This is a genomic window from Croceibacterium ferulae, from assembly GCF_003660445.1.
GTDB lineage: Bacteria > Pseudomonadota > Alphaproteobacteria > Sphingomonadales > Sphingomonadaceae > Croceibacterium > Croceibacterium ferulae.
On record NZ_QZVQ01000003.1, the window covers coordinates 204,147 to 223,466 of the forward strand.

The 19,320-nt window shown below is 68.9% G+C and carries 26 protein-coding genes; 7 read left to right on the forward strand and 19 right to left on the reverse strand.

Annotated features, from left to right (window positions below):
* Window positions 1-6: 6 nt before the first annotated feature.
* Window positions 7-264 (reverse strand): hypothetical protein, encoded by a 258-nt coding sequence (locus tag D5S08_RS16350; RefSeq protein ID WP_126665486.1) that lies wholly within the window; start codon window positions 262-264, stop codon window positions 7-9.
* Between the two features lie 248 nt (window positions 265-512).
* Here D5S08_RS16350 and D5S08_RS04005 point away from each other — a divergent pair, with 248 nt between their 5' ends.
* A complete protein-coding gene (locus tag D5S08_RS04005) occupies window positions 513-824 on the forward strand; it encodes a UrcA family protein (protein WP_121115780.1) in 312 nt (103 codons plus the stop codon).
* 20 nt (window positions 825-844) lie between these two features.
* Here the strand turns inward: D5S08_RS04005 and xth are convergent, their stop codons facing one another.
* From xth to D5S08_RS04020, 3 genes are read right to left on the reverse strand one after another with little or no spacing between them, the layout of a single operon-like run.
* The gene (gene xth / locus D5S08_RS04010) at window positions 845-1,615 is read right to left on the reverse strand and encodes an exodeoxyribonuclease III (RefSeq protein WP_121115782.1); all 771 of its coding nucleotides are present in this window, start codon (window positions 1,613-1,615) and stop codon (window positions 845-847) included.
* A gap of 14 nt (window positions 1,616-1,629) precedes the next feature.
* Window positions 1,630-2,001: a HesB/IscA family protein gene (locus tag D5S08_RS04015; protein WP_121115784.1), complete on the reverse strand. Its 372-nt coding sequence runs from the start codon at window positions 1,999-2,001 to the stop codon at window positions 1,630-1,632.
* A gap of 32 nt (window positions 2,002-2,033) precedes the next feature.
* Window positions 2,034-2,492 carry a CBS domain-containing protein gene (locus D5S08_RS04020; protein WP_121115786.1) on the reverse strand — a complete coding sequence of 153 codons (459 nt, stop codon included), beginning with the start codon at window positions 2,490-2,492 and terminating at the stop codon, window positions 2,034-2,036.
* Between the two features lie 127 nt (window positions 2,493-2,619).
* On the opposite strand from D5S08_RS04020, the gene D5S08_RS04025 reads away from it, so the two are divergent.
* Window positions 2,620-2,919: a hypothetical protein gene (locus D5S08_RS04025; RefSeq protein ID WP_121115788.1), complete on the forward strand. Its 300-nt coding sequence runs from the start codon at window positions 2,620-2,622 to the stop codon at window positions 2,917-2,919.
* On the opposite strand, the gene D5S08_RS04030 is transcribed toward D5S08_RS04025, so the two are convergent.
* The 4 genes from D5S08_RS04030 to D5S08_RS04045 form a co-directional block, all read right to left on the reverse strand.
* Window positions 2,904-3,365 carry a (2Fe-2S) ferredoxin domain-containing protein gene (locus D5S08_RS04030; RefSeq protein ID WP_241557217.1) on the reverse strand — a complete coding sequence of 154 codons (462 nt, stop codon included), beginning with the start codon at window positions 3,363-3,365 and terminating at the stop codon, window positions 2,904-2,906. The genes D5S08_RS04025 and D5S08_RS04030 overlap by 16 nt on opposite strands.
* Window positions 3,358-3,804, reverse strand: coding sequence for a DUF2497 domain-containing protein (locus D5S08_RS04035; protein ID WP_126665487.1), 447 nt, complete (start codon window positions 3,802-3,804; stop codon window positions 3,358-3,360). The genes D5S08_RS04030 and D5S08_RS04035 overlap by 8 nt, the downstream gene beginning before the upstream one ends.
* Before the next feature lie 32 nt (window positions 3,805-3,836).
* Complete coding sequence (locus D5S08_RS04040) at window positions 3,837-5,309, reverse strand: TolC family outer membrane protein (RefSeq protein WP_121116227.1); 1,473 nt, start codon at window positions 5,307-5,309, stop codon at window positions 3,837-3,839.
* A gap of 100 nt (window positions 5,310-5,409) precedes the next feature.
* The gene (locus D5S08_RS04045; protein ID WP_241557218.1) at window positions 5,410-6,036 is read right to left on the reverse strand and encodes a protein-L-isoaspartate O-methyltransferase family protein; all 627 of its coding nucleotides are present in this window, start codon (window positions 6,034-6,036) and stop codon (window positions 5,410-5,412) included.
* Between the two features lie 177 nt (window positions 6,037-6,213).
* On the opposite strand from D5S08_RS04045, the gene D5S08_RS04050 reads away from it, so the two are divergent.
* Both D5S08_RS04050 and D5S08_RS04055 read left to right on the forward strand, forming a co-directional pair.
* Entirely contained in the window at window positions 6,214-7,542 is a 1,329-nt protein-coding gene (locus D5S08_RS04050; protein WP_121115791.1) for a sensor histidine kinase, read from the forward strand.
* A gap of 5 nt (window positions 7,543-7,547) precedes the next feature.
* Complete coding sequence (locus D5S08_RS04055) at window positions 7,548-8,327, forward strand: LytR/AlgR family response regulator transcription factor (RefSeq protein ID WP_241557219.1); 780 nt, start codon at window positions 7,548-7,550, stop codon at window positions 8,325-8,327.
* 15 nt (window positions 8,328-8,342) lie between these two features.
* On the opposite strand, the gene D5S08_RS04060 is transcribed toward D5S08_RS04055, so the two are convergent.
* The 9 genes from D5S08_RS04060 to D5S08_RS04100 all read right to left on the reverse strand — a co-directional run bounded on the left by D5S08_RS04060 (window position 8,343) and on the right by D5S08_RS04100 (window position 14,438).
* Window positions 8,343-8,999, reverse strand: a complete 657-nt coding sequence (locus D5S08_RS04060; protein WP_121115795.1) for a cell wall hydrolase — start codon at window positions 8,997-8,999, stop codon at window positions 8,343-8,345.
* Window positions 9,000-9,237: 238 nt separating this feature from the next.
* Window positions 9,238-9,564, reverse strand: coding sequence for a DUF1491 family protein (locus D5S08_RS04065; protein WP_121115797.1), 327 nt, complete (start codon window positions 9,562-9,564; stop codon window positions 9,238-9,240).
* A 5-nt stretch (window positions 9,565-9,569) separates the two neighbouring features.
* On the reverse strand, window positions 9,570-10,031 hold the full coding sequence (locus D5S08_RS04070; RefSeq protein WP_121115799.1) for a PTS sugar transporter subunit IIA: 462 nt from the start codon (window positions 10,029-10,031) through the stop codon (window positions 9,570-9,572).
* Between the two features lie 125 nt (window positions 10,032-10,156).
* Window positions 10,157-10,723: a ribosome hibernation-promoting factor, HPF/YfiA family gene (gene hpf / locus D5S08_RS04075; RefSeq protein WP_121115804.1), complete on the reverse strand. Its 567-nt coding sequence runs from the start codon at window positions 10,721-10,723 to the stop codon at window positions 10,157-10,159.
* A gap of 89 nt (window positions 10,724-10,812) precedes the next feature.
* A complete protein-coding gene (gene dnaQ / locus D5S08_RS04080; RefSeq protein ID WP_121115806.1) occupies window positions 10,813-11,517 on the reverse strand; it encodes a DNA polymerase III subunit epsilon in 705 nt (234 codons plus the stop codon).
* A 20-nt stretch (window positions 11,518-11,537) separates the two neighbouring features.
* Window positions 11,538-12,128: a dephospho-CoA kinase gene (coaE, locus tag D5S08_RS04085; RefSeq protein ID WP_121115808.1), complete on the reverse strand. Its 591-nt coding sequence runs from the start codon at window positions 12,126-12,128 to the stop codon at window positions 11,538-11,540.
* Window positions 12,125-12,991 carry a shikimate dehydrogenase family protein gene (locus tag D5S08_RS04090; RefSeq protein ID WP_121115810.1) on the reverse strand — a complete coding sequence of 289 codons (867 nt, stop codon included), beginning with the start codon at window positions 12,989-12,991 and terminating at the stop codon, window positions 12,125-12,127. Before D5S08_RS04090 ends, coaE begins: the two co-directional genes overlap by 4 nt.
* Window positions 12,988-13,572 (reverse strand): Maf family protein, encoded by a 585-nt coding sequence (locus D5S08_RS04095; protein WP_121115812.1) that lies wholly within the window; start codon window positions 13,570-13,572, stop codon window positions 12,988-12,990. Before D5S08_RS04095 ends, D5S08_RS04090 begins: the two co-directional genes overlap by 4 nt.
* Window positions 13,569-14,438: a pyruvate, water dikinase regulatory protein gene (locus D5S08_RS04100; protein WP_421757447.1), complete on the reverse strand. Its 870-nt coding sequence runs from the start codon at window positions 14,436-14,438 to the stop codon at window positions 13,569-13,571. Before D5S08_RS04100 ends, D5S08_RS04095 begins: the two co-directional genes overlap by 4 nt.
* Before the next feature lie 276 nt (window positions 14,439-14,714).
* On the opposite strand from D5S08_RS04100, the gene hemE reads away from it, so the two are divergent.
* Entirely contained in the window at window positions 14,715-15,743 is a 1,029-nt protein-coding gene (gene hemE, locus D5S08_RS04105) for a uroporphyrinogen decarboxylase (protein WP_121115816.1), read from the forward strand.
* 57 nt (window positions 15,744-15,800) lie between these two features.
* Here the strand turns inward: hemE and D5S08_RS04110 are convergent, their stop codons facing one another.
* Entirely contained in the window at window positions 15,801-16,853 is a 1,053-nt protein-coding gene (locus D5S08_RS04110) for a ferritin-like domain-containing protein (RefSeq protein ID WP_121115818.1), read from the reverse strand.
* Between the two features lie 49 nt (window positions 16,854-16,902).
* Window positions 16,903-17,883, reverse strand: a complete 981-nt coding sequence (locus D5S08_RS04115; RefSeq protein ID WP_121115820.1) for a ferritin-like domain-containing protein — start codon at window positions 17,881-17,883, stop codon at window positions 16,903-16,905.
* A gap of 111 nt (window positions 17,884-17,994) precedes the next feature.
* On the opposite strand from D5S08_RS04115, the gene D5S08_RS04120 reads away from it, so the two are divergent.
* Together D5S08_RS04120 and D5S08_RS04125 are read left to right on the forward strand one after the other, a co-directional pair.
* On the forward strand, window positions 17,995-18,618 hold the full coding sequence (locus tag D5S08_RS04120; protein ID WP_241557220.1) for a sigma-70 family RNA polymerase sigma factor: 624 nt from the start codon (window positions 17,995-17,997) through the stop codon (window positions 18,616-18,618).
* Window positions 18,608-19,315, forward strand: a complete 708-nt coding sequence (locus tag D5S08_RS04125) for an anti-sigma factor (protein WP_121115822.1) — start codon at window positions 18,608-18,610, stop codon at window positions 19,313-19,315. The genes D5S08_RS04120 and D5S08_RS04125 overlap by 11 nt, the downstream gene beginning before the upstream one ends.
* Window positions 19,316-19,320: the final 5 nt, after the last annotated feature.

The window sequence follows — 19,320 nt, forward strand, 5'->3', positions numbered from 1 at the left end:
CGCCCCTCAACGCTGCCGCAGCAGCAACCAGGCACCGCCGGCACTGACCAGCGTGTACCCGGCGTAGAACCAGACCCAATGCGGATAGCCGCCCTGCACCAGCAGCAGGGCGCCCAGCAGCACGGCGAATTCCGCCGCCATGGTGGCGCGCCCCGCCCAGCGTGGCCAGCCCATGCCCGCCAGCATGCGCCGCCGCTGGTCCAGCACCGCGGCATGCAGCGCGAAATTGGCGATGCCCAGCAGGAAGGCCAGGATCAGCGCCATGCCGCACCCCCGGTGCCGGTGGCCGCACGCCGCCGGTCGGGCCAGGACGGCGCTTCGCCGGACGCGCCCGGCGGTTCATCCCTGCTGCCGCCCGTGGTCGAACGACGTCCATGCCCGGTCGATGCCGGCGCGCGACGGGCGCGGCGACGGCCTATTGCATGACTCGTGCCCCGCCGGTTCCCTAGTCCCGAACAAGGCGGGGCACACCCGAGACCAGACCAACCCGTGACCACAAGGAGAGAGGCATCATGTTCAAAACCCCCGCCCCGCTGATCGCCGCAGCCATCGCTGTGTCCGGCGCCTTCGCCCTGCCCGCCGCCGCCGCACCCGAGACGGTGAGCATCGCCGTGCTGCACGACGATCTCGACCTCACCACGCAGGGCGGCCAGGACGCGCTGCAGCGCCGGCTGGATCGTGCGGCGAAGCAGGTCTGCCGCTACCCCTCCAACCAGTCGCTGATGAGCGCGCAGGACGAGGCGCGCTGCTATCGCCAGGCCCGGCGCACGGTGGCGGTGCAATTTGCCGAAGTGCTGGCAGACCAGGTGGCGCGCGGCGGCTGAGCGGCGATGCGCGCGGACGATCAGGCCAGCTCCACCCACACAGGTGCGTGGTCGCTGGCCTTTTCCCGCCCGCGATAGTCCTTGTCCACTCCGGCGCTGCACAGCCGGTCCGCCGCCTGCGGGCTCAGCAGCAGGTGATCGATCCGGAACCCATGATCGCGCTGCCAGGCGCCCGCCTGGTAATCCCAGAAGGTCCACACCCCGCCCTGCGGGTTCAGCGTGTCGATCGCATCGGTCCAGCCATCCGCCAGCAGGCGGAAATACGCATCCCGGCTTTCCGGCTGCATCAGCGCATCGTTCGCCATGGCCCGCACGCTGAACGTGTCCCGGTCATGCGGGATCACATTGTAGTCGCCAAGCACCACCGTCGGCCGCTCCGCCGCCAGCAGTTCCTGCATGCGGGTGCGCAGCCGTGCCATCCAGGCCAGCTTGTAATCGAACTTGGGCCCGGGCTGCGGATTGCCGTTGGGCAGGTACAAGTTGACAATGTGGACACCGTTCACCTCCGCCTCGATCAGGCGGGACTGCACATCGTCCGGATCGCCGGGCAGGCCGCGCGCGATCTCCACCGGCGGCGCACCATCGGCCAGAATGGCGACGCCGTTGAAGCCCTTCTGCCCGTGCCAGATCGCATGATAGCCGATCTTCTCGAACTCCTCCGCGGGGAAGGTCTCGTCCTGGCTCTTGATCTCCTGCAGGCAGGCGACCGCGGGGCGGCGTTCCTCCAGCCATTCCAGCAGCCGCGGCAGGCGCGCCTTGACGCCGTTGATGTTGAAGCTGGCGATGCGCACTGGTTGGCCCCGGCTCAGATACCGAAGCTGGAGCCGCAGCCGCAGCCGGCCGCCGCCTGCGGATTGTCCACCTTGAAGGCCGCACCGCCCAGCGATTCCACGAAGTCCACCGTACAGCCCGCGACCAGGTCCAGGCTGACCGGATCCACCGCCAGCCGCACACCGCCGGTCTCGCTCACCCGGTCATCCGGCTCGATGCCGTCGGCCAGGGCGAACTGGTACTGGAAACCGGAACAGCCGCCCCCTTCCACCGCCAGCCGCAGCACGGCGGGCCTGCCCTGCTTGTCGGCGATCGCCTGCACCCGCGCCGCGGCGGCGGGGGTCAGCAGGGGCGTGACGGCGCCGGGGTTGGCAGGGGGGGCGAGGGTGGCGGGGGCGCTGCTCATGCCCGGCAATGTAGGGGTGCGGACCCTGCCGCTCAAGCGCCGCGGATATAGTCGCGCATCTCCTCGGCCTCGCGCTCCATCTTCTCCAGCCGATACTTCACCAGATCGCCGATCGACAGGAAGCCGACGAGCCAAGGGTCGTTCCCGCCGGACTCCATCACCGGCAGGTGGCGGATGCGCCGTTCGGTCATCAGCGACAGCGCATCCAGCACGGCCGTATCGCGGCGTACGCTGATCACGGGGCTGGTCATCACTTCGGATACCGGGCGATCCAGCACCGCCACGCCGTCCTGCGCCAGGCAGTACAGCAGGTCGCGTTCGGAAAAGATCCCCTGCACCGCGCCGCTGACGCCACCGTCCAGCCGCGGCAGCACCGGCAAGGCGCCGATCCGCTTCTCGGCCAGCAGGCGGGCGGCATCGCGCACGCTGGTTTCGGGCGGGCAATGGACGATGGCGTGGTCGCGCCCTTTCAGGATGGCGGCGATGGTCATGGCTTTTCTCCCCCTTGTGGTTTTCTCCTTCGGGCAGGCAGGATGCCATGACTGCGTGCGCCCGGCCAGCGGCGTTTACTTGCCCCATGTTGTTGCGCGCACAGGGCGGAACGGGCACAAGTGTCTCATGTCAGGCCGCTCCCCCCTCGACGATCCGCACGCCGCCGCCCACGCCTGGGCACGGTTCCGCCGGCTGATGTGGGTGATGCTGGCGCTGACGGTCAGCGTGGTGGCGATCGCCATGCTGGTGTTGTGGCAGCAGGGGGCGCTGGTTTCCGTCCACTTCATCATCGCCTCTGCCCTGGGCATCGGCTTGACCATGCTGCTGATGAGCGCGCTGATGGGGCTGGTGTTCCTGTCCAACGGGACGGGGCACGACCATTCGATGGGTCACCGGCCGGATGCCGAGGATCAGGCGCCGGACTGATCGCCCGTCTGATCAATGCCCGCGCCCCGCTGCGGCGCGGGCAGCAGGCGATATTCGGCCACCGGCACGCCGCCGATCAGATGCTGCTGGATGATCAGTTCCAGCACCGCCGGCGTGCAGGAATGATACCATACCCGGTCCGGCCAGATCAGCGCGATCGGCCCAGCGTGGCAGATCTGCAGGCAGTCCGCCTTGGTCCGCCGCACGATGCCGCCGTCCCTGCCGGCATTGGCCAGACCCAGCTGCTTCAGCCGCATCTTCAGGAAGGCCCAGGCCTCCTCCCCTTCCGCCCGGGCGCAGCATTGCTGCTTCTCGGATATGCCGCACAGGAAGATGTGACGGCTGATAGCTTCCCCGCCGACAGCAGCCAGCGCCCGCTCCGCCCGGCCTAGGGCACCGGCGGCCCACTCCGCCTCCGCATCCGTCGGCAGCGGGGCGTCAGCCACGCGGGCCGGCGATGCGTGCGATCTCCTCACGCACCAGCCGCTCGACCAGGGCCGGCAGGTGGGCATCCAGCCATTGCGCCAGCAGCGGGCGCAGCGTGCGTTCCACCACTTCGTCCAGCGGCGCACCGCCATCCTGCGCCAGGCCGGCAATCGCCGTCAGCTGGGTGAAGGAGGCCCGCAGCGCATCGTCGGTGGTGCTGCTGGTCAGCGGCACGGCATCTGCGGAGCCGGAGCCGGTGCCCGTGGCATCCTCTGCCAGCGCCAGCACCTCGCCCGCTTCCTCCGCATCGGCGGGTTCCACCGGATCGGGATCGCGCACCGGCCGCGGTGTCACGAGCGGCGGGACCGGCGGTGCCGGAGCGACCGGTCCATCGCGCGCGATCACCCGCTTGATGGAGGCCAGGATGTCCTCCACCGAAGCTTCGTTACCCAATTGCATGCTGCTGTTCCCTGCCCCTTGCCAGCCCGACCTCAAGGCTGCGGCACCACGGCGGGCTGTTCGCCCTTGTTGGTGTCTTCCAGGATCTCCTGCGCGCCGGAGCCGGGCTGGTCTTCGGTTGGAACGTCCGCCGACTGCGCCGGAATGTCAACGGTGCGCGGGCTCTGCACCACGGGATCGGGGTCGGTGTCCCAGTCCCACCACTTGCCCGCGACGCGTTCGTAATTGTCGGCGGGATCATAGAACGGGACGTCGTCCGCCAGCCCCAGATCCCGCGCTTCCGCCCGGCCCATCGCGGCCAGCAGGGTGAAGGCCGCGACATAGGCGTTGCGCCGTGCGCTGACGAGGTCGACCTGCGCGATCAGCAATTCGCGCTGTGCGTCCAGGATGTCCAGGATCGTGCGGTTGCCCACGGTGTTTTCGGCCTGCACGCCTTCCAGGCTCAGCTCCGCCGCCTCCACCGCCACCTGGCTGGACTCGATCACCGCCAGCGCCGCGCGCCAGTTGCTGAAGGCCGAGCGCGCCTGCTGCACGACATCGCGTTCGATCGCGACGGCATTTTCCAGCGCACTGGCAGCCTGCGCCTGCGACTGTCGGCGGCGCGCAGCGGCCAGACCGCCCTGGTACAGCGGCACCGTCAGGCGAAGCCCCGCCTGCAGCGAGGTATTGGACTGCTGTGCCTCCTGCTCGCCCGGGATGGAGCCCAGCGTGCCGAGGAAGTTCTGGTAACCGCCTTGCGTGAACGCATCCACCCGCGGCAGCCGGTCCGCGCTGACCACGCGGATGTCGAACCCGGCCGCTTCCGCCCGCTCGATCGCGGCGATGACGTCGGGATTGTTCTGCACCGCCACATCGACAGCATCGTCCACCAGCGCCGGCAGATCCGCCAGCGGGGGCGGCGGCTGCAGGTCGGTCGGCGCCAGACCGACCAGCTGGATATAACGTTCGCGCGCCGACACCAGATTGGCGCGGGCATTTTCCAGATCGCCCTGCGCGACCGCCAGGCGCGATTCGGACTGGGCGACATCGGTGCGGGTCAGGTCGCCGATCTCGAACCGGTCGCTGGTAGCCTGCAGATTGATCTCCAGCACCTCCACCTGGTTGGCGGAGAGCGCCACGATCGCCTCGTTGCCGATCACGTCCATATAGGCGGTGACGACCTGGCTGAAGACGACGCTTTCGGTCGATCGCAGGTCGGCCCGGCCGGCCGCGACCCGTTCCTGCGCCGCGCGTATGCCGTTGCGCACCGCGCCGCCCTGAAACAGCGGCACGGCCAGGTCCAGCCCGCCATTCACCGCGCGGTCGGGATTGACGAAGTTCGTCTGCGCCTGCTTCAGGAATTCGGTAATTGTCACGCTGGCGTTGACGGAAGGTCGGCCGAAGGAGCGCTGGATCGCCACATTCTCGTCCACGGCCCGCTGGTCGGCGCGGGCGGCGTTCAGCGTGGGATTGTTCGTGTAGGCGGCGATCAGCGCCTGTTCCAGCGTATCCGCCCGCGCCGGCATGCTGCCCAGCACCAGCGCGGCGATCAGCGACCCGCCCAGCAGGCCGCGCAGCCGGGCCGCACGGCGCGGCGCGTGTGCGACAAGGGTGCGGGTCACCGGGTCAGAAGCTCCAGGGGCGCGGTGCGGCGAATTCCGGCAGCACGGGGATGCCGATCTCGAACAGCGGCAGCAGCGCCGCGCGCCCGTTCACCACCTGCCCGGCGGCCAGCCGGGTCACGCCCGATTCGACCGTGCCCGTGACGATGCGCGCATCGGGCGCCAACGCCGCCAGCAATGCGGGCGGCAGCTGTTCCGCCGCGCCGTCGATCAGCAGCAGCGTGTAGCCGCCATCGCTTGCGGGCACGGTGCCGGCCGCTGCCGCATCCACCCCGATCACTTCCACCGATCCCGCCAGCGGGCGGATCAGCGTGGGCAGGTAACCGCTGCCGCCATCCACCACCAGCACACGATCCGTGGCGCGCGGACGCGCTTCCTGCAGCAGCAGGCCGTGCACCGTGGCCGGGGCCAGCCAACGGCCGCCGGCCAGCGGCACCGCGCGATCCATATAGGCGACGGGCCGGCGGTTCAGCGGCACGAAGTCCTCACGCGGCACTTCGGCCATGCGTTCCAGCACCCAATGGGCGTTGACGCCGCTGGGGCGCAGCTGGCTATCGATCATCGCCCTGCGCGCGACGGCGAAGTCGGCGGCGTCGGAGCGGGTGGGCGTGCGGTCTTCGACAATGGTCACAGGCTGTCCGTCTCAGGCTCAAGGAATTGTGGCAGGGCATTAGGACAGAACCCCGCCATGCGCCAAGCGGTTTGACGGGCGGGGCCGCCCCGTCGCCACGCCTGATCGACCAGCGGCCATCCGCGTCCGACAACGGCACTGGCGCGGCCCGGCCGCGGGGCCTTAAAGCCTTGTCCCATGGACCGCGCCACTATCGCCGAAGATCCCGCGCCGCATGGCGGCGTACCGTTCCGCACCGTGCTCGCATCCGTGCTGGGATTGTGGCTGTGCTATTTCCTGCTCAGCACCATCCGCGCGCATCTGATGGATTTCGGCTTTGCGGAAGAAACGCTGTGGCGCCGGGCGCTGGCCTGCGGGCTGGGCGTGGCCATCACGCTGGCGCTGTGGCTGGTGCTGCGCCTGTTCGATCATCGCCCGCTGCCGGTGAAGATCGTGGCCGCGCTGCTGCTGTCCCTGCCCGTGTCGGTGGCGCTGGCGCAGAGTAATCGGCTGGTGTTCCAGTCGCTGGAGGAACGTGTCTTCACGCGGGAGGCGGAACGGCGCGGCTTCACCATCAACAAGGTGCCCAGCGGCGACCTGCTGGTGGACATACCTGCCATGCCCGCCCTGCCCGAACTGCCTGCGCCACCCGCATCGCCCGGTGCCGGGCCGCCCGCGCTTCCGGTGCCGCCGGCAGCGCCGCTGCCGCCGATCGCCGGCGCCGGCCAGACCATCACCCTGCCCGCGGGAACGCTGCGGGGTGATCCGTGGCATTATCTGGTGGAGGTGGTGTTCAGCCGGTACTTCATGATGCTGGCCTGGTGCGCGCTGTACCTGGCGCTGCTGACCGGGGTGGCGGCCCGCGCGGCGGAGCGGCGCGAGAGCGCCTATCGCCGGGCAGCGCGCGCCGCGGAGCTAAAGTCGCTGCGCTATCAGGTGAACCCGCACTTCCTGTTCAACACGCTCAATTCCCTTTCGGCGCTGGTGCTGACCGGGCGGACCAGCGACGCGGAACGGATGATCGGCACGATGTCGACCTTCTACCGCCATTCGCTGGCGGACGATCCCACCGGGGACGTGCCCTTGCGGCAGGAGCTGGAACTGCAGCGCCTGTATCTCGACATCGAGGCTGTCCGCTTTCCGCACCGTCTACGCACCAGATACGAACTGCCGGCGGAACTGGAAGGCGTGTGCGTGCCGGGCATGATCCTGCAGCCACTGGTGGAGAACAGCATCCTGCATGCCCTGGCGCCGACGGTGCAGCCGGTGACCATCACCATCGCCGCGCGGGCCGAAGGGGACCGGCTGCTGGTGGAGGTGTCGGATGATGGTCCGGGCCGGTCGGAGGATGGCGGCGCCGGGAGCGCGCCGGCGCATCGTGGATTCGGCATCGGCCTTGCCAATGTGCGGGATCGGCTGGCGGCGCGGTTCGGCACGGCCGCGCAGGTCACGTCCGGTCCGCGGCCGGGCGGGGGGTATTGCACGCGGCTGGACCTGCCGCTGCGCGGACAGGACATGGGGGACTGAACAGGATGGATGCGGGTATGGATGGGGGTGGCGGCGCAATGCGGACGCTGATCGTGGATGACGAGCCGCTGGCGATCGAGCGGATGCAGGTGCTGTGCGCCGGGCTGTCCGGTCTGCAGGTGATCGGCACGGCCAGCGATGGCGAATCGGCGCTGCGCCTGGCGGACCGGCTGCGGCCCGACCTGCTGCTGCTGGACATGACCATGCCGGGCATGGATGGCCTCGCCACCGCGCGCCAGCTGGCCAAGCGGGTGCCCGACGCGGCGGTGATCTTCGTCACCGCGCATGGTGATTTCGCGGTGCAGGCGTTCGATATCGATGCGGTCGATTACGTGCTGAAGCCGGTCGCCGCCGACCGGCTGGCCCGCGCCGTGGAGCGCGCGCTGGCCCGGCGGGAGCGCGCCAGCAACGGCGGCGACAATGCCGACGGTACCAGCTGGCTGACCGAGTTCTGGGTACCGCACCGGTCCGAACTGCTGCGGATCGAGGTCGACCAGATCGAACGCATCGATGCGGAGCGCGACTATGTACGGCTGCATGTCGGTGGCGGCCCGGCGGGGGAGGGGCGCAGCCACCTGCTGCTGCAGACCATCGCCGGGCTGGAGGGGCGGCTGGACCCGCAGCGTTTCATCCGCATCCACCGTTCCACCATCCTGCGCCGGGACCGGATCCACGGTCTGCGGCACGAAGGGCTGGGCGTGTGGTGCGTGGAACTGGCCGATGGCACCGCACTGCGGATCGGCCGCACCTATCTGCGCCGGGTCAAGGCAATGGCGGGGCGCTGAGCCCCGCCGCTTGCATCAGCGATAGAAGATGTGGCTGTCGATCGTGGCGCGGGCCAGCTTGGTATGCGACCAGCTGGGGCGCACGCGACGCGCGTGGAAGTACAGCGCATCGCCCACTTCGCTGTCCCACAGATCGTCATGCGCGATACGGGCGATCGCCTTGGCACGATGCCAGGCGCGGGTGCCGGTACGCACATCGGGAATGCGTCCGCCGCGCACGAAGGAGAATTGCGAGCGCTGGGTTACCACGCCGCAATAATTGGCGGGAAAACGGTGGTTCTCGGTCCGGTTGATGATGACCTGCGCCACAGCCAGCTGGCCGTCCAGATCCTCGCCCCGGGCTTCCCAGTAAATCGCCTGCGCCAGGCACTTCAGCTCGTCCGTCAGGTCGGCTTCTTCGGGCACCACCGCCACCAGTTCGGCCAGTGTGTCGGCTTCCGGCTGCTCGGGCATCTGCTGGATCACGGGTTCGGCGATGAAGCGCGGCGCGGGGGCTTCGATGTCCGCGGCCGGCGGCGGGGGCGGGGTGACCGCCACAGGGGCCGCGACCTGGCCGAGATTGGGGCCCAGGTCATCCTGGGCAAAGGCGCCGGAACCGGCGGCGCCGAAAAGCGTACAAAAGAATGTCAGCGCCAGGGCGGTCACCCTGACGCGGGCCGAAGTAAATGCCATTGATCCTGATGCTCAGGGCGGTTGGCGCCTGCCCAGGGCCGGCGGATCGGGAAGGGCGCGCCGGCGGCGTGCCCCTGTAACCCGTTCGATCCGTCCGGCAGCCTGACGGCCACCCCCCGTCTGCGCGCTGGCGTGGAGCGGCGTCCTACCGCACCCGCGCTGCATGCGCTGTCGAAGTGGCGGCGCGTTTACCGATGGCTAAGATCGAGTCAAGCTTTGTGGCGTGATTGTGGCAGGATCAGGCGATGAAGCGTTCCGCATTCGCGACGTCGATCTCCAGCACCCATAGATCGCCGTCCTGCTGGTGCCGCCGATCGCACCATTCCCAGAAGTCCCGCGGCTCATCCATGTCCTGGGAACGACTCAGGCTCCAGCGGCGCGTGCCATCGGCCTGGGGCATCCGTTCGAACGCGCGGGCAGGCGCGCCCCGCTCGCTCAGCACCAGCATCAGGGTGCCGGCGTCGCGTTCCCCCTTGGCGATTACCGTGGCGAAGCCGCCGGCGGCCTGCACCACGCGGATCAGCCCGCCGACCTCCAGATGGGTGGGGATGCGGGCATCGGCCATCGCGATCAGGCCGCGTCGCGATCGACCGCGTTGGTCAGCAGGCCATACAGCACCTCGGCATCCGGGGCGTCGAGCAAGGCGTCATGCACCTTCTCGTCCCGCACCAGGCGCGACAGGGCGGCCAGCGCGTGCAGGTGCGTCGCCCCGCTATTGGTGGGGGACAGCAGGCCGAACACCAGGCTGACCGGCAGGCCGTCGGCCGCGGCGAAGTCGATCGGCTGCCGCAGGCGGATCACCGCCACCACCGGTCGCGGAATGCCGGGAATGCGCGAATGGGGCATGGCCACGCCACGGCCGAAGCCGGTGCTGCCCAATTGCTCCCGCTCCTCCAGGGCATCCAGCACCACTTCGCTATCCAGCCCCCAGCCTTGTGCAAACTGCGCGGCCAGCGCCTGCAGCACGGCCGGCTTGTCAGCCAGCGTGGCAACGCTGATCGCATCAGGGGCCAAGGTGAAGTGGGGGGTCATGGCAGGGCCTGTAGGCCGCACTGGCCGCCCGCGCCAGCCATGCGCGGGCAGAGATGCAGCAACCAAGATTAAGGATGCCGGCGGTGCCGGAGCCTTGCGGCCTCCGGCCCGCCAGCATCACGCTGTCAGCTCTGCGCGGGTTCCACCCAGCCGATCGACCCGTCATCCCGCCGGTAGACCATGTTGTGGCGCCCGGTGCCGGCATTCTTGAAGAACAGCGCGGCCGTGTGGCGTAGGTCGAGCAGCATGACCGCATCGGACACGCTGACATCCGGCACGTCGATCCGGGTTTCGGCGATCACCAATGGTGCATCGCTCGTCACCTCCTCCTGCTCCTCCGCCGCGAAGACCGTATAGGCGGCATCCTGCTCCGCTGCGGTGAACTCGTGCTGCGGGCTGCGGTCGGTCAGCCGGCGCTTGTAGCGGCGCAGCTGCTTCTCCACCTTGTCCGCCGCCTGGTCGAAGGCCTGATGCACGTCGGTGGCGGAGCCGTGGCTCTTGAGGATCAGCCCCTGGTTCACATGCATCACGATATCGCAGGAAAAGGCGGCCGAGGGCGCCTTGCCGAACGTGACTTGCGACGACAGCGCACGGCTGAAATACTTTTCAGCAATGGCCTCGAGCCGGTCGGTGGCATGTTCCTGCAGGGCTGCACCAGTGTCCATCTGGTGGCCGGAAATGCGGATCTCCATGGGTGGGGGTTCTCCTTCTGGTTCTTGTGTCATCCGGCCGTCTTCGGAATCGGCTGCAGCGACCTGTCACCAGTATGCGCCCGCCGCTCTTATTGCGTCCAGAGTGGAGAACTTAACGTCCCGACGAAGGCTTTGTGCCGCGCCAGCTCGTCCGGTGTGGGACCGTGCGGGCGGGGCGTGCGGTAGGCGCGCCGGTTGGGCTGGAACGTGCTGGCCGGGGTTTGGGCAGCATGGCCCGCCGCCAGCGCCTGCGCCGCCTCGCTGGCCAGGGCCAAGCCGATCTGCCGGCCGCCGGTCAGCTCCACATAGACCTGCGCCAGCAGTTCGGCATCCAGCAGCGCGCCATGCAGCACGCGGTGGCTGCGGTCGATGCCATAACGGCTGCACAGCGCATCCAGCGAATGCTTGGCGCCCGGATGCCGTTTGCGGGCCAACATCAGCGTGTCCACCATCCGGTCCATCGCCACCAGCGGGTGGCTGCACAGCTTCAGCTCGTGATTCAGGAAGCCGAAGTCGAACTGCGCATTGTGCGCCACCAGCGGGCAATCGCCCAGAAACTCGATCAGCTCCGCCACATGGTGCTGGAACGCCTTCTGCCCGGCCAGGAAGGCATCGCCCAGGCCGTGGATGCGCTCGGCCTCCACAGGCATGGGGCGACCGGGATTGAAGTAGGCGTGGAAGGTACGGCCGGTTGGGATGCGGTTGACCAGCTCGATGCAGCCGATCTCCACCATGCGGTCGCCGGTGGCGGGGTCCACCCCGGTGGTTTCGGTATCGAACACGATTTCGCGCATGGCGCTGCCTATGCCGTGGGCTAAGCCGTGCTGGCAAGCCTCTCCACCAGCGCCCGCACCGCGGCGCGGGTCTGTTCGTGAGGGGTGCCGGTGTCGATCAGGTGATCCGCCCGGGCGCGCTTCTCGGCATCGGACAGCTGGCGGGCCAGGATCGCGTCCAGCTTGCCGGGCGTCATGCCCGGCCGGGCCAGCACGCGCGCGCGCTGCACCTCCGCGGGCGCGGAAACGACCAGCACGGCATCCACCTCCCCCGTGGCGCCGGTCTCGAACAGCAGGGGAATGTCGAACAGGACCAGCGGCGCAGCGGCATTGATGCGCAGGAACGCCGCGCGGGCATCGCGCACCGCCGGATGCACGATCGCCTCCAGCCGGGCGAGAGCCGCATCGTCGCCGAACACCGCCGCGCCCAAGGTCGGCCGGTCCACCCCCCCCGGGCCGGTCGTCGCGGGGAAGGCGGCCTCGATCGCCGGCAGCAGTGCGCCGCCCGGACCCTGCAGCCGGCGCACCTCGGCATCGGCGTCGAACACCGGTACGCCGGCCTCTGCAAACATGGCGGCGACGGTGGACTTGCCCATGCCGATAGAGCCGGTCAGGCCCAGCTTGAAACTCATGCTGTCAGCAGCGCCCGCAGCTCGGCATCGCCATCCTCCCGCGGTGCGGGCGTGCCGAAGAACAGCGCGAAAGCCTTGGCCGCCTGCCCGATCAGCATGTTCAGACCGTCCACCGTCGGCAGGCCGGCGGCGGAGGCTGCGTCCAGCAGCGGGGTGCGGGCAGGGTGAGTGACGATGTCATAGACCACGCTGCCCGGCGGCATGTGGCTGAGGTCGAAGGCCAGCGGGGGCTGCCCCGCCATCCCCAGCGGGCTGGCATTGACCACCAGGTCCAGCAAACCCTGCCGGTCATCGAAGGCGAAGTCGGTAGGGTCGGCGAAATGCGCCAGCGAGACGGCGTGATGCTCCAGCCCGCCGCTGGCCGGTGCCAGTTCATCCAGGAGCGCGCGGGCCTTGGCCGGATCACGCCCGGCCAGCACCAGCACGAAACCGGCATCCGCCAGCGCCGCCACGATCGCCCGCGCCGCGCCGCCGGTGCCCAGCACCCGCGCCATGCGCAGCAGATGGCTCTGCGCCAGCAAGGGGCGCAGCGGCTCCAGGAAGCCGGGCGCATCGGTGTTGTGCCCGGCCAGCGTGCCGTCGATGCCGCGCACGATCGTGTTCACCGCGCCGATCCGCGTCGCCAGCGGGCTGACATGGTCCAGCAGCGGCAGCACCGCCTGCTTGTGCGGCATGGTCACGTTGCAGCCGTGCCAGGCGGGATCGGCGCGCCGTTCGGCCAGATAGTCGGCCAGCCCCTCGGCGCTGACCAGGCAGCGGCGATATTCGCCTTCGATGCCGGCACGCTCCAGCCAGTGGCCATGGATCACCGGCGACTTGGACTGCGCGATCGGTTCGCCGATCACCTCTGCGTAGGGGATCATGCCGGCAACACGCCCTGATCACGCAGCGCGCCCAGCACGGGCAGCAGCGGCATGCCCAGGATGGTGAAGTGATCGCCTTCCACCGCGTCGAACAATTGCACGCCCGGCCCTTCGATGCGGAAGGCGCCGACGCAGCGGCCGATCGCGGGCCATTCACGGTCGAGATAATGGTTGATGAAGGCGTCGCTGAGCGGCCGCACATGCAGCCGGGCGAGCGCCGCGTGCCGCCAGACCACCGTACCGGCGCGCACCAGCGCCGCGGCCGAATGCAGTTCCATCACCCGCCCCGAAAAGCGGCACAGATGCTCCTCGGCCGCCTGCCGGCTGGCCGGCTTGTCGAACCGCTGGCCGTCCACCACCACAAGGGAATCGCTGCCCAGCACCAGTGCGTCGGGCCGGTCGGCGGCCACGGCCTGCGCCTTGGCCTCGGCCAGCGCCAGTGCGATATCTGGCGGCGGGGCGCCGGCCAGGGAGGCTTCCAGCCCGCGTTCGTCCAGCGAGGGCGGGACGGCGGTGAAGGCGATTCCGGCCGCCTCCAGCATGGTGCGGCGGCTGGCGCTGCCTGACGCAAGGATGATCATATCGGCTTTGGTCCCGATTGACTTGCGCGCCCTTCGGCGATGCGCGCCTGCCGTTCGTTGAAGAGCTTGATAATGGCGGCGGCCGTCTCCTCGATGGAGCGGCGGGTAACGTCGATCACCGGCCAGCCATTGTCGGCGAACATGCGACGGGCCAGCGCCACCTCCTCCTCCACGCGCTCCTGATCGACATAGGCCGTCCGCCCCTGCTCGTTCAGGGACAGCAGGCGGTTGCGGCGGATCTCCACCAGCCGTTTCGGCGCGGTGGTCAGCCCCACGACCAGCGGGCGGTGCAGCCCGTAAAGTTGCGGCGGCGGCGGGCTTTCCACCACCAGCGGGATGTTGGCGACCTTGTAGCCGCGATTGGCGAGATAGATGGAGGTCGGCGTCTTGGACGAACGCGACACGCCCGCCAGCACGATGTCCGCCTCCTCCCAGTTCTCCCACCCGATGCCGTCATCATGCGCGATGGTGAACTGGATGGCATCGACCCGCGCGAAATAGGCCTCGTCCATCACGTGCTGCCGCCCGGGCCGGCCGCCGGCCATCTGCCCCAGCTGCCCTTCCAGCACGCCCGTGACGGGGTCCAGCGGCGCCACATGCGGGATGCCCAGCGAGCGGCAGCGTTCTTCCAGCCGCTGGCGGTTCTCCGGATTGATCAGGGTATAAAGCACCAGCCCCGGATGCAGCGCCAGCTCCTCCACGATACGGTCCAGATGCTGCTGGCTGCGCACCATCGGCCAGAAATGCCGCACCACCCGCGCATTCTCGAACTGGGCGAGCGCGGCTTTGGCGATCATCTCCAGCGTTTCGCCGGTGGAGTCCGAGAGAAGGTGCAGGTGCAGGGCCATGTGGACAGGTCTTGGCATAAACCACGGCACAAGTCTGGGGACAAGTTCGGCAATGAGTCTCGTACCCACTGCCCGGTGATTCGCACCGTGCGAAATGCACAGATGCAGTTTTCCCTCCACAGGCTGGGGATATCGGGGAAAGACTCGACTCGACTCAGGGGAGGGCGGGAGTCGCATCGGGTCGCAGCCGCTATCCGCCCGGGATAAAATGGGGCAGGGCAGCTTGTCCCCGTTTTCCACAGGACCAACAGACTCCATCACCTGAATCGAATCTAGGTATTTATTGGATCAGACATGCCCGGCCTTCTTCTCGACACGCTTAACGGGCTCAACGGCCCCCGCCGCCCGATCTGGATGATGCGCCAGGCCGGCAGGTATCTTCCCGAATATCGTGCTCTGCGGGCGGAGAAGGGCGGGTTCCTGGCGCTGGTGAATGACTCACCCGCAGCGGCGGAGGTGACGGTGCAGCCGATCCGCCGCTTCGGACTGGACGGGGCGATCCTGTTTTCAGACATCCTGATCGTGCCACACGCATTGGGTCAGGACCTCCAGTTCCTGGCTGGTGAGGGGCCGAAGCTGTCGCCGGCGCTGGTGGATGGCACGCTGGAGGCGCTGGAAGCTGTGCCTGAGCGCCTGGAGCCGGTGTACCGCACCGTGACCCTGGTGCGGGCGCAACTGGCGCCCCAGGTAACCTTGCTGGGCTTTGCCGGCAGTCCGTGGACCGTCGCCACCTACATGATCGCGGGGGAGGGCAGCCGCGACCAGCACGTCGCCCGCGCCATGGCCTATCGCGACCCGGCGGCGCTGCAGGCGATCATTGATGCCATTGTCGTCTGCACGATCGATTATCTGGTGCGGCAGGCGGAAGCAGGGGCCGAGGCGGTGCAGCTGTTCGACAGCTGGGCCGGCAGCCTGGCGCCGGCGGAATTCGAACGCTGGGTGATCGCGCCCAATGCCGCCATCGTGGATGGCTTCCGCGCCCGCTGCCCCGGCGTGCCGGTCATCGGCTTCCCCAAGGGTTCGGGCGCGAAGCTGCCAGCCTATGCGCGGGAAACCGGCGTGGATGCGGTGGGCGTGGACGAGACGGTCGATCCGCTGTGGGCCGCGCGCGAACTGCCGGCGGGCATGCCGGTGCAGGGCAATCTGGACCCGCTGCTGCTGCTGGCTGGATCGGCGGAGCTGGAGGTGCGCACCCATGCCATCCTGGATACCTTCGCCGACCGGCCGCATGTGTTCAACCTGGGCCACGGCATCGACAAGGAAACGCCGATTGCCCATGTCGAACGCCTGCTGGCGGCGGCGCGGGGATGGCGGCGCAGCTGAAAAGCTTCCGGGGCGGCCTGGATAGGCAGGTATCGCCCCGGAAGACTCATGCCTCGGTCAGAGGCCGACGCGCAGCGCAGGGTTCGGGTTGTTCGTCCCGTTCGGGAAGAACCCGCCGCCATTGCGGTTCGCGCCGCTGGCATTGAGATAGACGATGTTGTGCACCTGCGGACTGGTGCGGCTGTAGGCGATCGCATTGGCATTGGCCGGCACGATGTTCGATGTCAGCGAATTGCCGCTGCCGGTCAGCGTGATGCCCTGATCGTCGTCCGGCCCGATGCCGCGTACGGCATCTTCCGCCGGCGCCCCGTCCAGCAGATCGCGCGCATCCGAGATCCGCTGCGCCGCGGTGACCAGCGCGGCCGCGTCGATCCCCTTGGCGGTCAGCACCGTGCGCACCAGCCCGGCATGGTAAGCTTCCGCCGCCAGGATGCCCGCCGCCGCTTCCAGGAAGACCTTGCTGGTCAGCAGGGGCGCCGCGCCCTTGTAGGCGGTCACGCCCACATCCTCGAAGATATAGGCGCCCAGCAGGAAGTTTTCCGGCGAGGCATAGGGGTTGAACGTCTCGGTCGCGCCGATCACGCCGGCGGCCCGCGCTGCCGCGGTGAAGGCGCCGGTGGCGTTGCCCGAAATGTTGATGTTGGGCATCGCCACGGCCGCACTGCCGAGTGCGGTACGCAGGAAGGCGACATGCGCCTGCTCGTCCGCCGCGATCTCCCGGGCATAGGCGCCGACCAGCGGATCGCTGCTGAAGTTCACCGCCGAACCGCCGGTCACCGTGCCACCGGCCGCGCCGGTGCCGCTGGCCGTCAGGTTGGCGGGCAGCCCCGCGCCATTGACGGCGAACAGGTAGAACTGCGCTTCCAGATATTCGAGGTTCAGCGCCAGGTTCAGGATATCGGCATCGGTCGTCGCGCCGGGGGCAGGTGTCGGCGTCGGGGTCGGCGGCGGCACCACCACTTCGCCATCATCGTCGGAACAGGCAGCCAGCATGGCCATGCCACCGATGGCCAGCGACGTGCCGCCGGCAACTCTCAGAAACTCGCGACGGGCAGCGCGGCGGTCTATCGCGGCGCCCAGGATATCGAGTGCATTGCGTGGATCGTACATGATGAAAAATCCCTGTGACTGGTCGTGAAACGGATCGGTTGCCGACCGCTCAGGTGGTGGAGCGGATGGTGCCGTTCACGCCGTTGGGGAAGAAGCCGCCCATGGTGGTGGTGCCGGCGTTGAGATAGACGATCTTCAGCACCTGGCCCGTCGTCCGGCTGTAGGCGAGGCCGTTGCTGTTGAGCGGGGCGATGTTGGAGGTCAGCGTGCTGCCGCTGCCGCTGGGGCGGATGCCCTGATCGGCATCGCCGGCGATGCCGCGGATCGGATCGTCGGTGACGGTGCCGTCCAGCGTGTCGCGCGCGGTGGAGATCTGCTCCGTCGCATCGATCAGCGCCGGGATGCCCTTGGCATACAGCGTCGTGCGCACGATCGCGGCGTGATATGCCTCGACCGCCAGAATGCCGGCGGCGGCTTCCAGGAAGGTCTTGTTGGTCAGCAGCGGGGCTGCGCCCTTGTAGGCGGTGACGCCGACATCCTCGAAGATGAACGCCCCCAGCAGGAAGTTCTCCGGCGAGGCATAGGGATTGAACACGCCGCCCGCCGCCACAATGCCTGCAGCGCGCGCTGCGGCGGTGAAGGGACCGTTGGCATCGCCCGAGATGTTGATGTCGGGCATGGCGACCGCCGCGCTGCCCAATGCGGTACGCAGGAAGGCGACATGCGCCTGCTCGTCCGCGGCGATCTCGCGCGCATAGGCGCCGGTCAGCGGATCGCCGGAGAAGTTCACGGGCGCGCCGCCGGTTACGGTGCCGCCTGCCCCGCCCGAACCGCTGGTGGTCAGGTTGGTCGGCAGACCGCTGCCGTTCACGGCGTAGAGGTAGAACTGCGCCTCCAGATATTCGAGGTTCAGCGCGAAGTTCAGCACATCCGCATCGGTGACGGCGGCCTGGGCTGCGGCGGGATTGGAATAGGCGAATGCCGTCCCGACCGCTGCGGCTCCGACAGCCGCGGTGAAGAAGGCGCGCCGGTCGGCACGCCGTTCGGCGCGCGATTCCAGCGCTTCCATGACCTGTTCTTGCTGCGACATCAGTGGCACCTCCCGTGCGCCCGCTTGGGGTTGGGGAACGGTTATGGTCTTGCGGGCTTTCGCAGTTACGGCCGTGGGATGATTGCAGATGCAATTGCGAGAAGATAAATAATGGCAGCGGACAGCGATGAGCCGGCCTCTTCTCCCATCGCCAGCATCACGCCCCCGGACACCTCCGGCAGGGACATGTTGCAAGGCGCGCTGATCGCCACCGGCATGCAGGACCAGGAGGCGTTCCAGCGCCTGTATGAACTGACCGCGGCGAAGCTGTTCGGTATCTGCCTGCGTATCTGTGGTGAGTGGCAGGCCGCCGAGGATGTGCTGCAGGAGGTTTACGTGATCATCTGGCGTCGCGCCCCCAGTTTCGATGCGGCGCGTGCCAGTCCCGTCACGTGGATGGCGACCATCGCCCGCAACCGGGCGATCGACTGGCGACGCGCGAACCGGCGGCCGGTGCATGACGGCATTGCAGGTGTCGGCCAGCCGGCGCACGATCCCATCGACGATGCGCCTGCCGCCGACATGGCGATGATCGGGCAGGAGCAGGTGCAGCAGCTGTATGATTGCCTGCGGGTGCTGACCGACAAGGCGCGCAGCGCCATTCGCGCGGCATTCCTGGACGGGCTGACCTATAGTGACCTGGCGCGGCGCGAAGGGGTGCCGCTTGCCACCATGAAGAGCACGGTGCGGCGTGGGCTGCTGCAATTGCGAAAGTGCCTGACCGATGAACTCTGACGATCAGATCCTGGCCGCCGAGCTTGCGCTGGGCCTGCTGGACGATGCGGAGCATATGGCCGCGCGGCAGCGCCTGCTGACCGATCCCGATTTCGCGGCGGAAGTCGCCTGGTGGCAGGACCGCTTCGCCGGGCTGGCCGAAGGCACGGCCGCGGTCGAGCCGCCATCCGCATTGCTGGCGCGGATCCAGGCGCGGCTGACTCAGGCTGCGCCGGCTGGCGCCGCCCGCCGCTGGAACTGGTTCACCGGCGGTGCGCTGACCGGCGCACTGGCCGCTTCGCTGGCTGCGCTGCTGCTGATGCCGGATGCCAAGGTGATCGAACGGGTGCGCGAACGCGTGGTCGAGATCCCGGTTGCGGCGCCCGCGCCGCTGGTCGCGGTTCTGGCACCCGGCGAAGGCACCGGTCGCGAACCGGTCGCCGCCGTGTATGACCAGCAGACCCGTACCCTTCGGCTGACGGCCACCATCACCGTGCCGGCCGACCGCGCCGCGGAACTGTGGAGCATCGGCAGCGACAATGTGCCGCGTCCGCTGGGCCTGCTGACCGCCGGCACCCGTGGAGCGATCCGGATCGAAGGCGACATGGTGCTGCAGCCGGACGAGACGATCGCCATCTCCATCGAACCTGTCGGCGGATCCCCGACCGGGCAGCCGACCGGGGAGGTGATCGCCGCCGGACCGCTGGTGACGAGCTGACGCCC

What these genes read in the sequence shown, in the direction of transcription:
- D5S08_RS04025 (WP_121115788.1), top strand. Translation starts at nt 2,620, where the DNA reads ATGTCAGGCCGCTCCCCCCTCGACGATCCGCACGCCGCCGCCCACGCC.
- D5S08_RS04095 (WP_121115812.1), bottom strand. Translation starts at nt 13,572, where the DNA reads ATGATCATCCTTGCGTCAGGCAGCGCCAGCCGCCGCACCATGCTGGAG.
- D5S08_RS04005 (WP_121115780.1), top strand. Translation starts at nt 513, where the DNA reads ATGTTCAAAACCCCCGCCCCGCTGATCGCCGCAGCCATCGCTGTGTCC.
- D5S08_RS04065 (WP_121115797.1), bottom strand. Translation starts at nt 9,564, where the DNA reads ATGGCCGATGCCCGCATCCCCACCCATCTGGAGGTCGGCGGGCTGATC.
- hpf (WP_121115804.1), bottom strand. Translation starts at nt 10,723, where the DNA reads ATGGAGATCCGCATTTCCGGCCACCAGATGGACACTGGTGCAGCCCTG.
- D5S08_RS04055 (WP_241557219.1), top strand. Translation starts at nt 7,548, where the DNA reads ATGGATGCGGGTATGGATGGGGGTGGCGGCGCAATGCGGACGCTGATC.
- D5S08_RS04125 (WP_121115822.1), top strand. Translation starts at nt 18,608, where the DNA reads ATGAACTCTGACGATCAGATCCTGGCCGCCGAGCTTGCGCTGGGCCTG.
- D5S08_RS04020 (WP_121115786.1), bottom strand. Translation starts at nt 2,492, where the DNA reads ATGACCATCGCCGCCATCCTGAAAGGGCGCGACCACGCCATCGTCCAT.
- D5S08_RS16350 (WP_126665486.1), bottom strand. Translation starts at nt 264, where the DNA reads ATGGCGCTGATCCTGGCCTTCCTGCTGGGCATCGCCAATTTCGCGCTG.
- D5S08_RS04050 (WP_121115791.1), top strand. Translation starts at nt 6,214, where the DNA reads ATGGACCGCGCCACTATCGCCGAAGATCCCGCGCCGCATGGCGGCGTA.
- D5S08_RS04070 (WP_121115799.1), bottom strand. Translation starts at nt 10,031, where the DNA reads ATGACCCCCCACTTCACCTTGGCCCCTGATGCGATCAGCGTTGCCACG.
- D5S08_RS04090 (WP_121115810.1), bottom strand. Translation starts at nt 12,991, where the DNA reads ATGATCCCCTACGCAGAGGTGATCGGCGAACCGATCGCGCAGTCCAAG.
- D5S08_RS04100 (WP_421757447.1), bottom strand. Translation starts at nt 14,438, where the DNA reads ATGCCAAGACCTGTCCACATGGCCCTGCACCTGCACCTTCTCTCGGAC.
- D5S08_RS04040 (WP_121116227.1), bottom strand. Translation starts at nt 5,309, where the DNA reads ATGCCGGCGCGGGCGGATACGCTGGAACAGGCGCTGATCGCCGCCTAC.
- dnaQ (WP_121115806.1), bottom strand. Translation starts at nt 11,517, where the DNA reads ATGCGCGAAATCGTGTTCGATACCGAAACCACCGGGGTGGACCCCGCC.
- coaE (WP_121115808.1), bottom strand. Translation starts at nt 12,128, where the DNA reads ATGAGTTTCAAGCTGGGCCTGACCGGCTCTATCGGCATGGGCAAGTCC.
- hemE (WP_121115816.1), top strand. Translation starts at nt 14,715, where the DNA reads ATGCCCGGCCTTCTTCTCGACACGCTTAACGGGCTCAACGGCCCCCGC.
- D5S08_RS04120 (WP_241557220.1), top strand. Translation starts at nt 17,995, where the DNA reads ATGGCAGCGGACAGCGATGAGCCGGCCTCTTCTCCCATCGCCAGCATC.
- D5S08_RS04035 (WP_126665487.1), bottom strand. Translation starts at nt 3,804, where the DNA reads ATGCAATTGGGTAACGAAGCTTCGGTGGAGGACATCCTGGCCTCCATC.
- D5S08_RS04060 (WP_121115795.1), bottom strand. Translation starts at nt 8,999, where the DNA reads ATGGCATTTACTTCGGCCCGCGTCAGGGTGACCGCCCTGGCGCTGACA.
- D5S08_RS04015 (WP_121115784.1), bottom strand. Translation starts at nt 2,001, where the DNA reads ATGAGCAGCGCCCCCGCCACCCTCGCCCCCCCTGCCAACCCCGGCGCC.
- D5S08_RS04110 (WP_121115818.1), bottom strand. Translation starts at nt 16,853, where the DNA reads ATGTACGATCCACGCAATGCACTCGATATCCTGGGCGCCGCGATAGAC.
- D5S08_RS04115 (WP_121115820.1), bottom strand. Translation starts at nt 17,883, where the DNA reads ATGTCGCAGCAAGAACAGGTCATGGAAGCGCTGGAATCGCGCGCCGAA.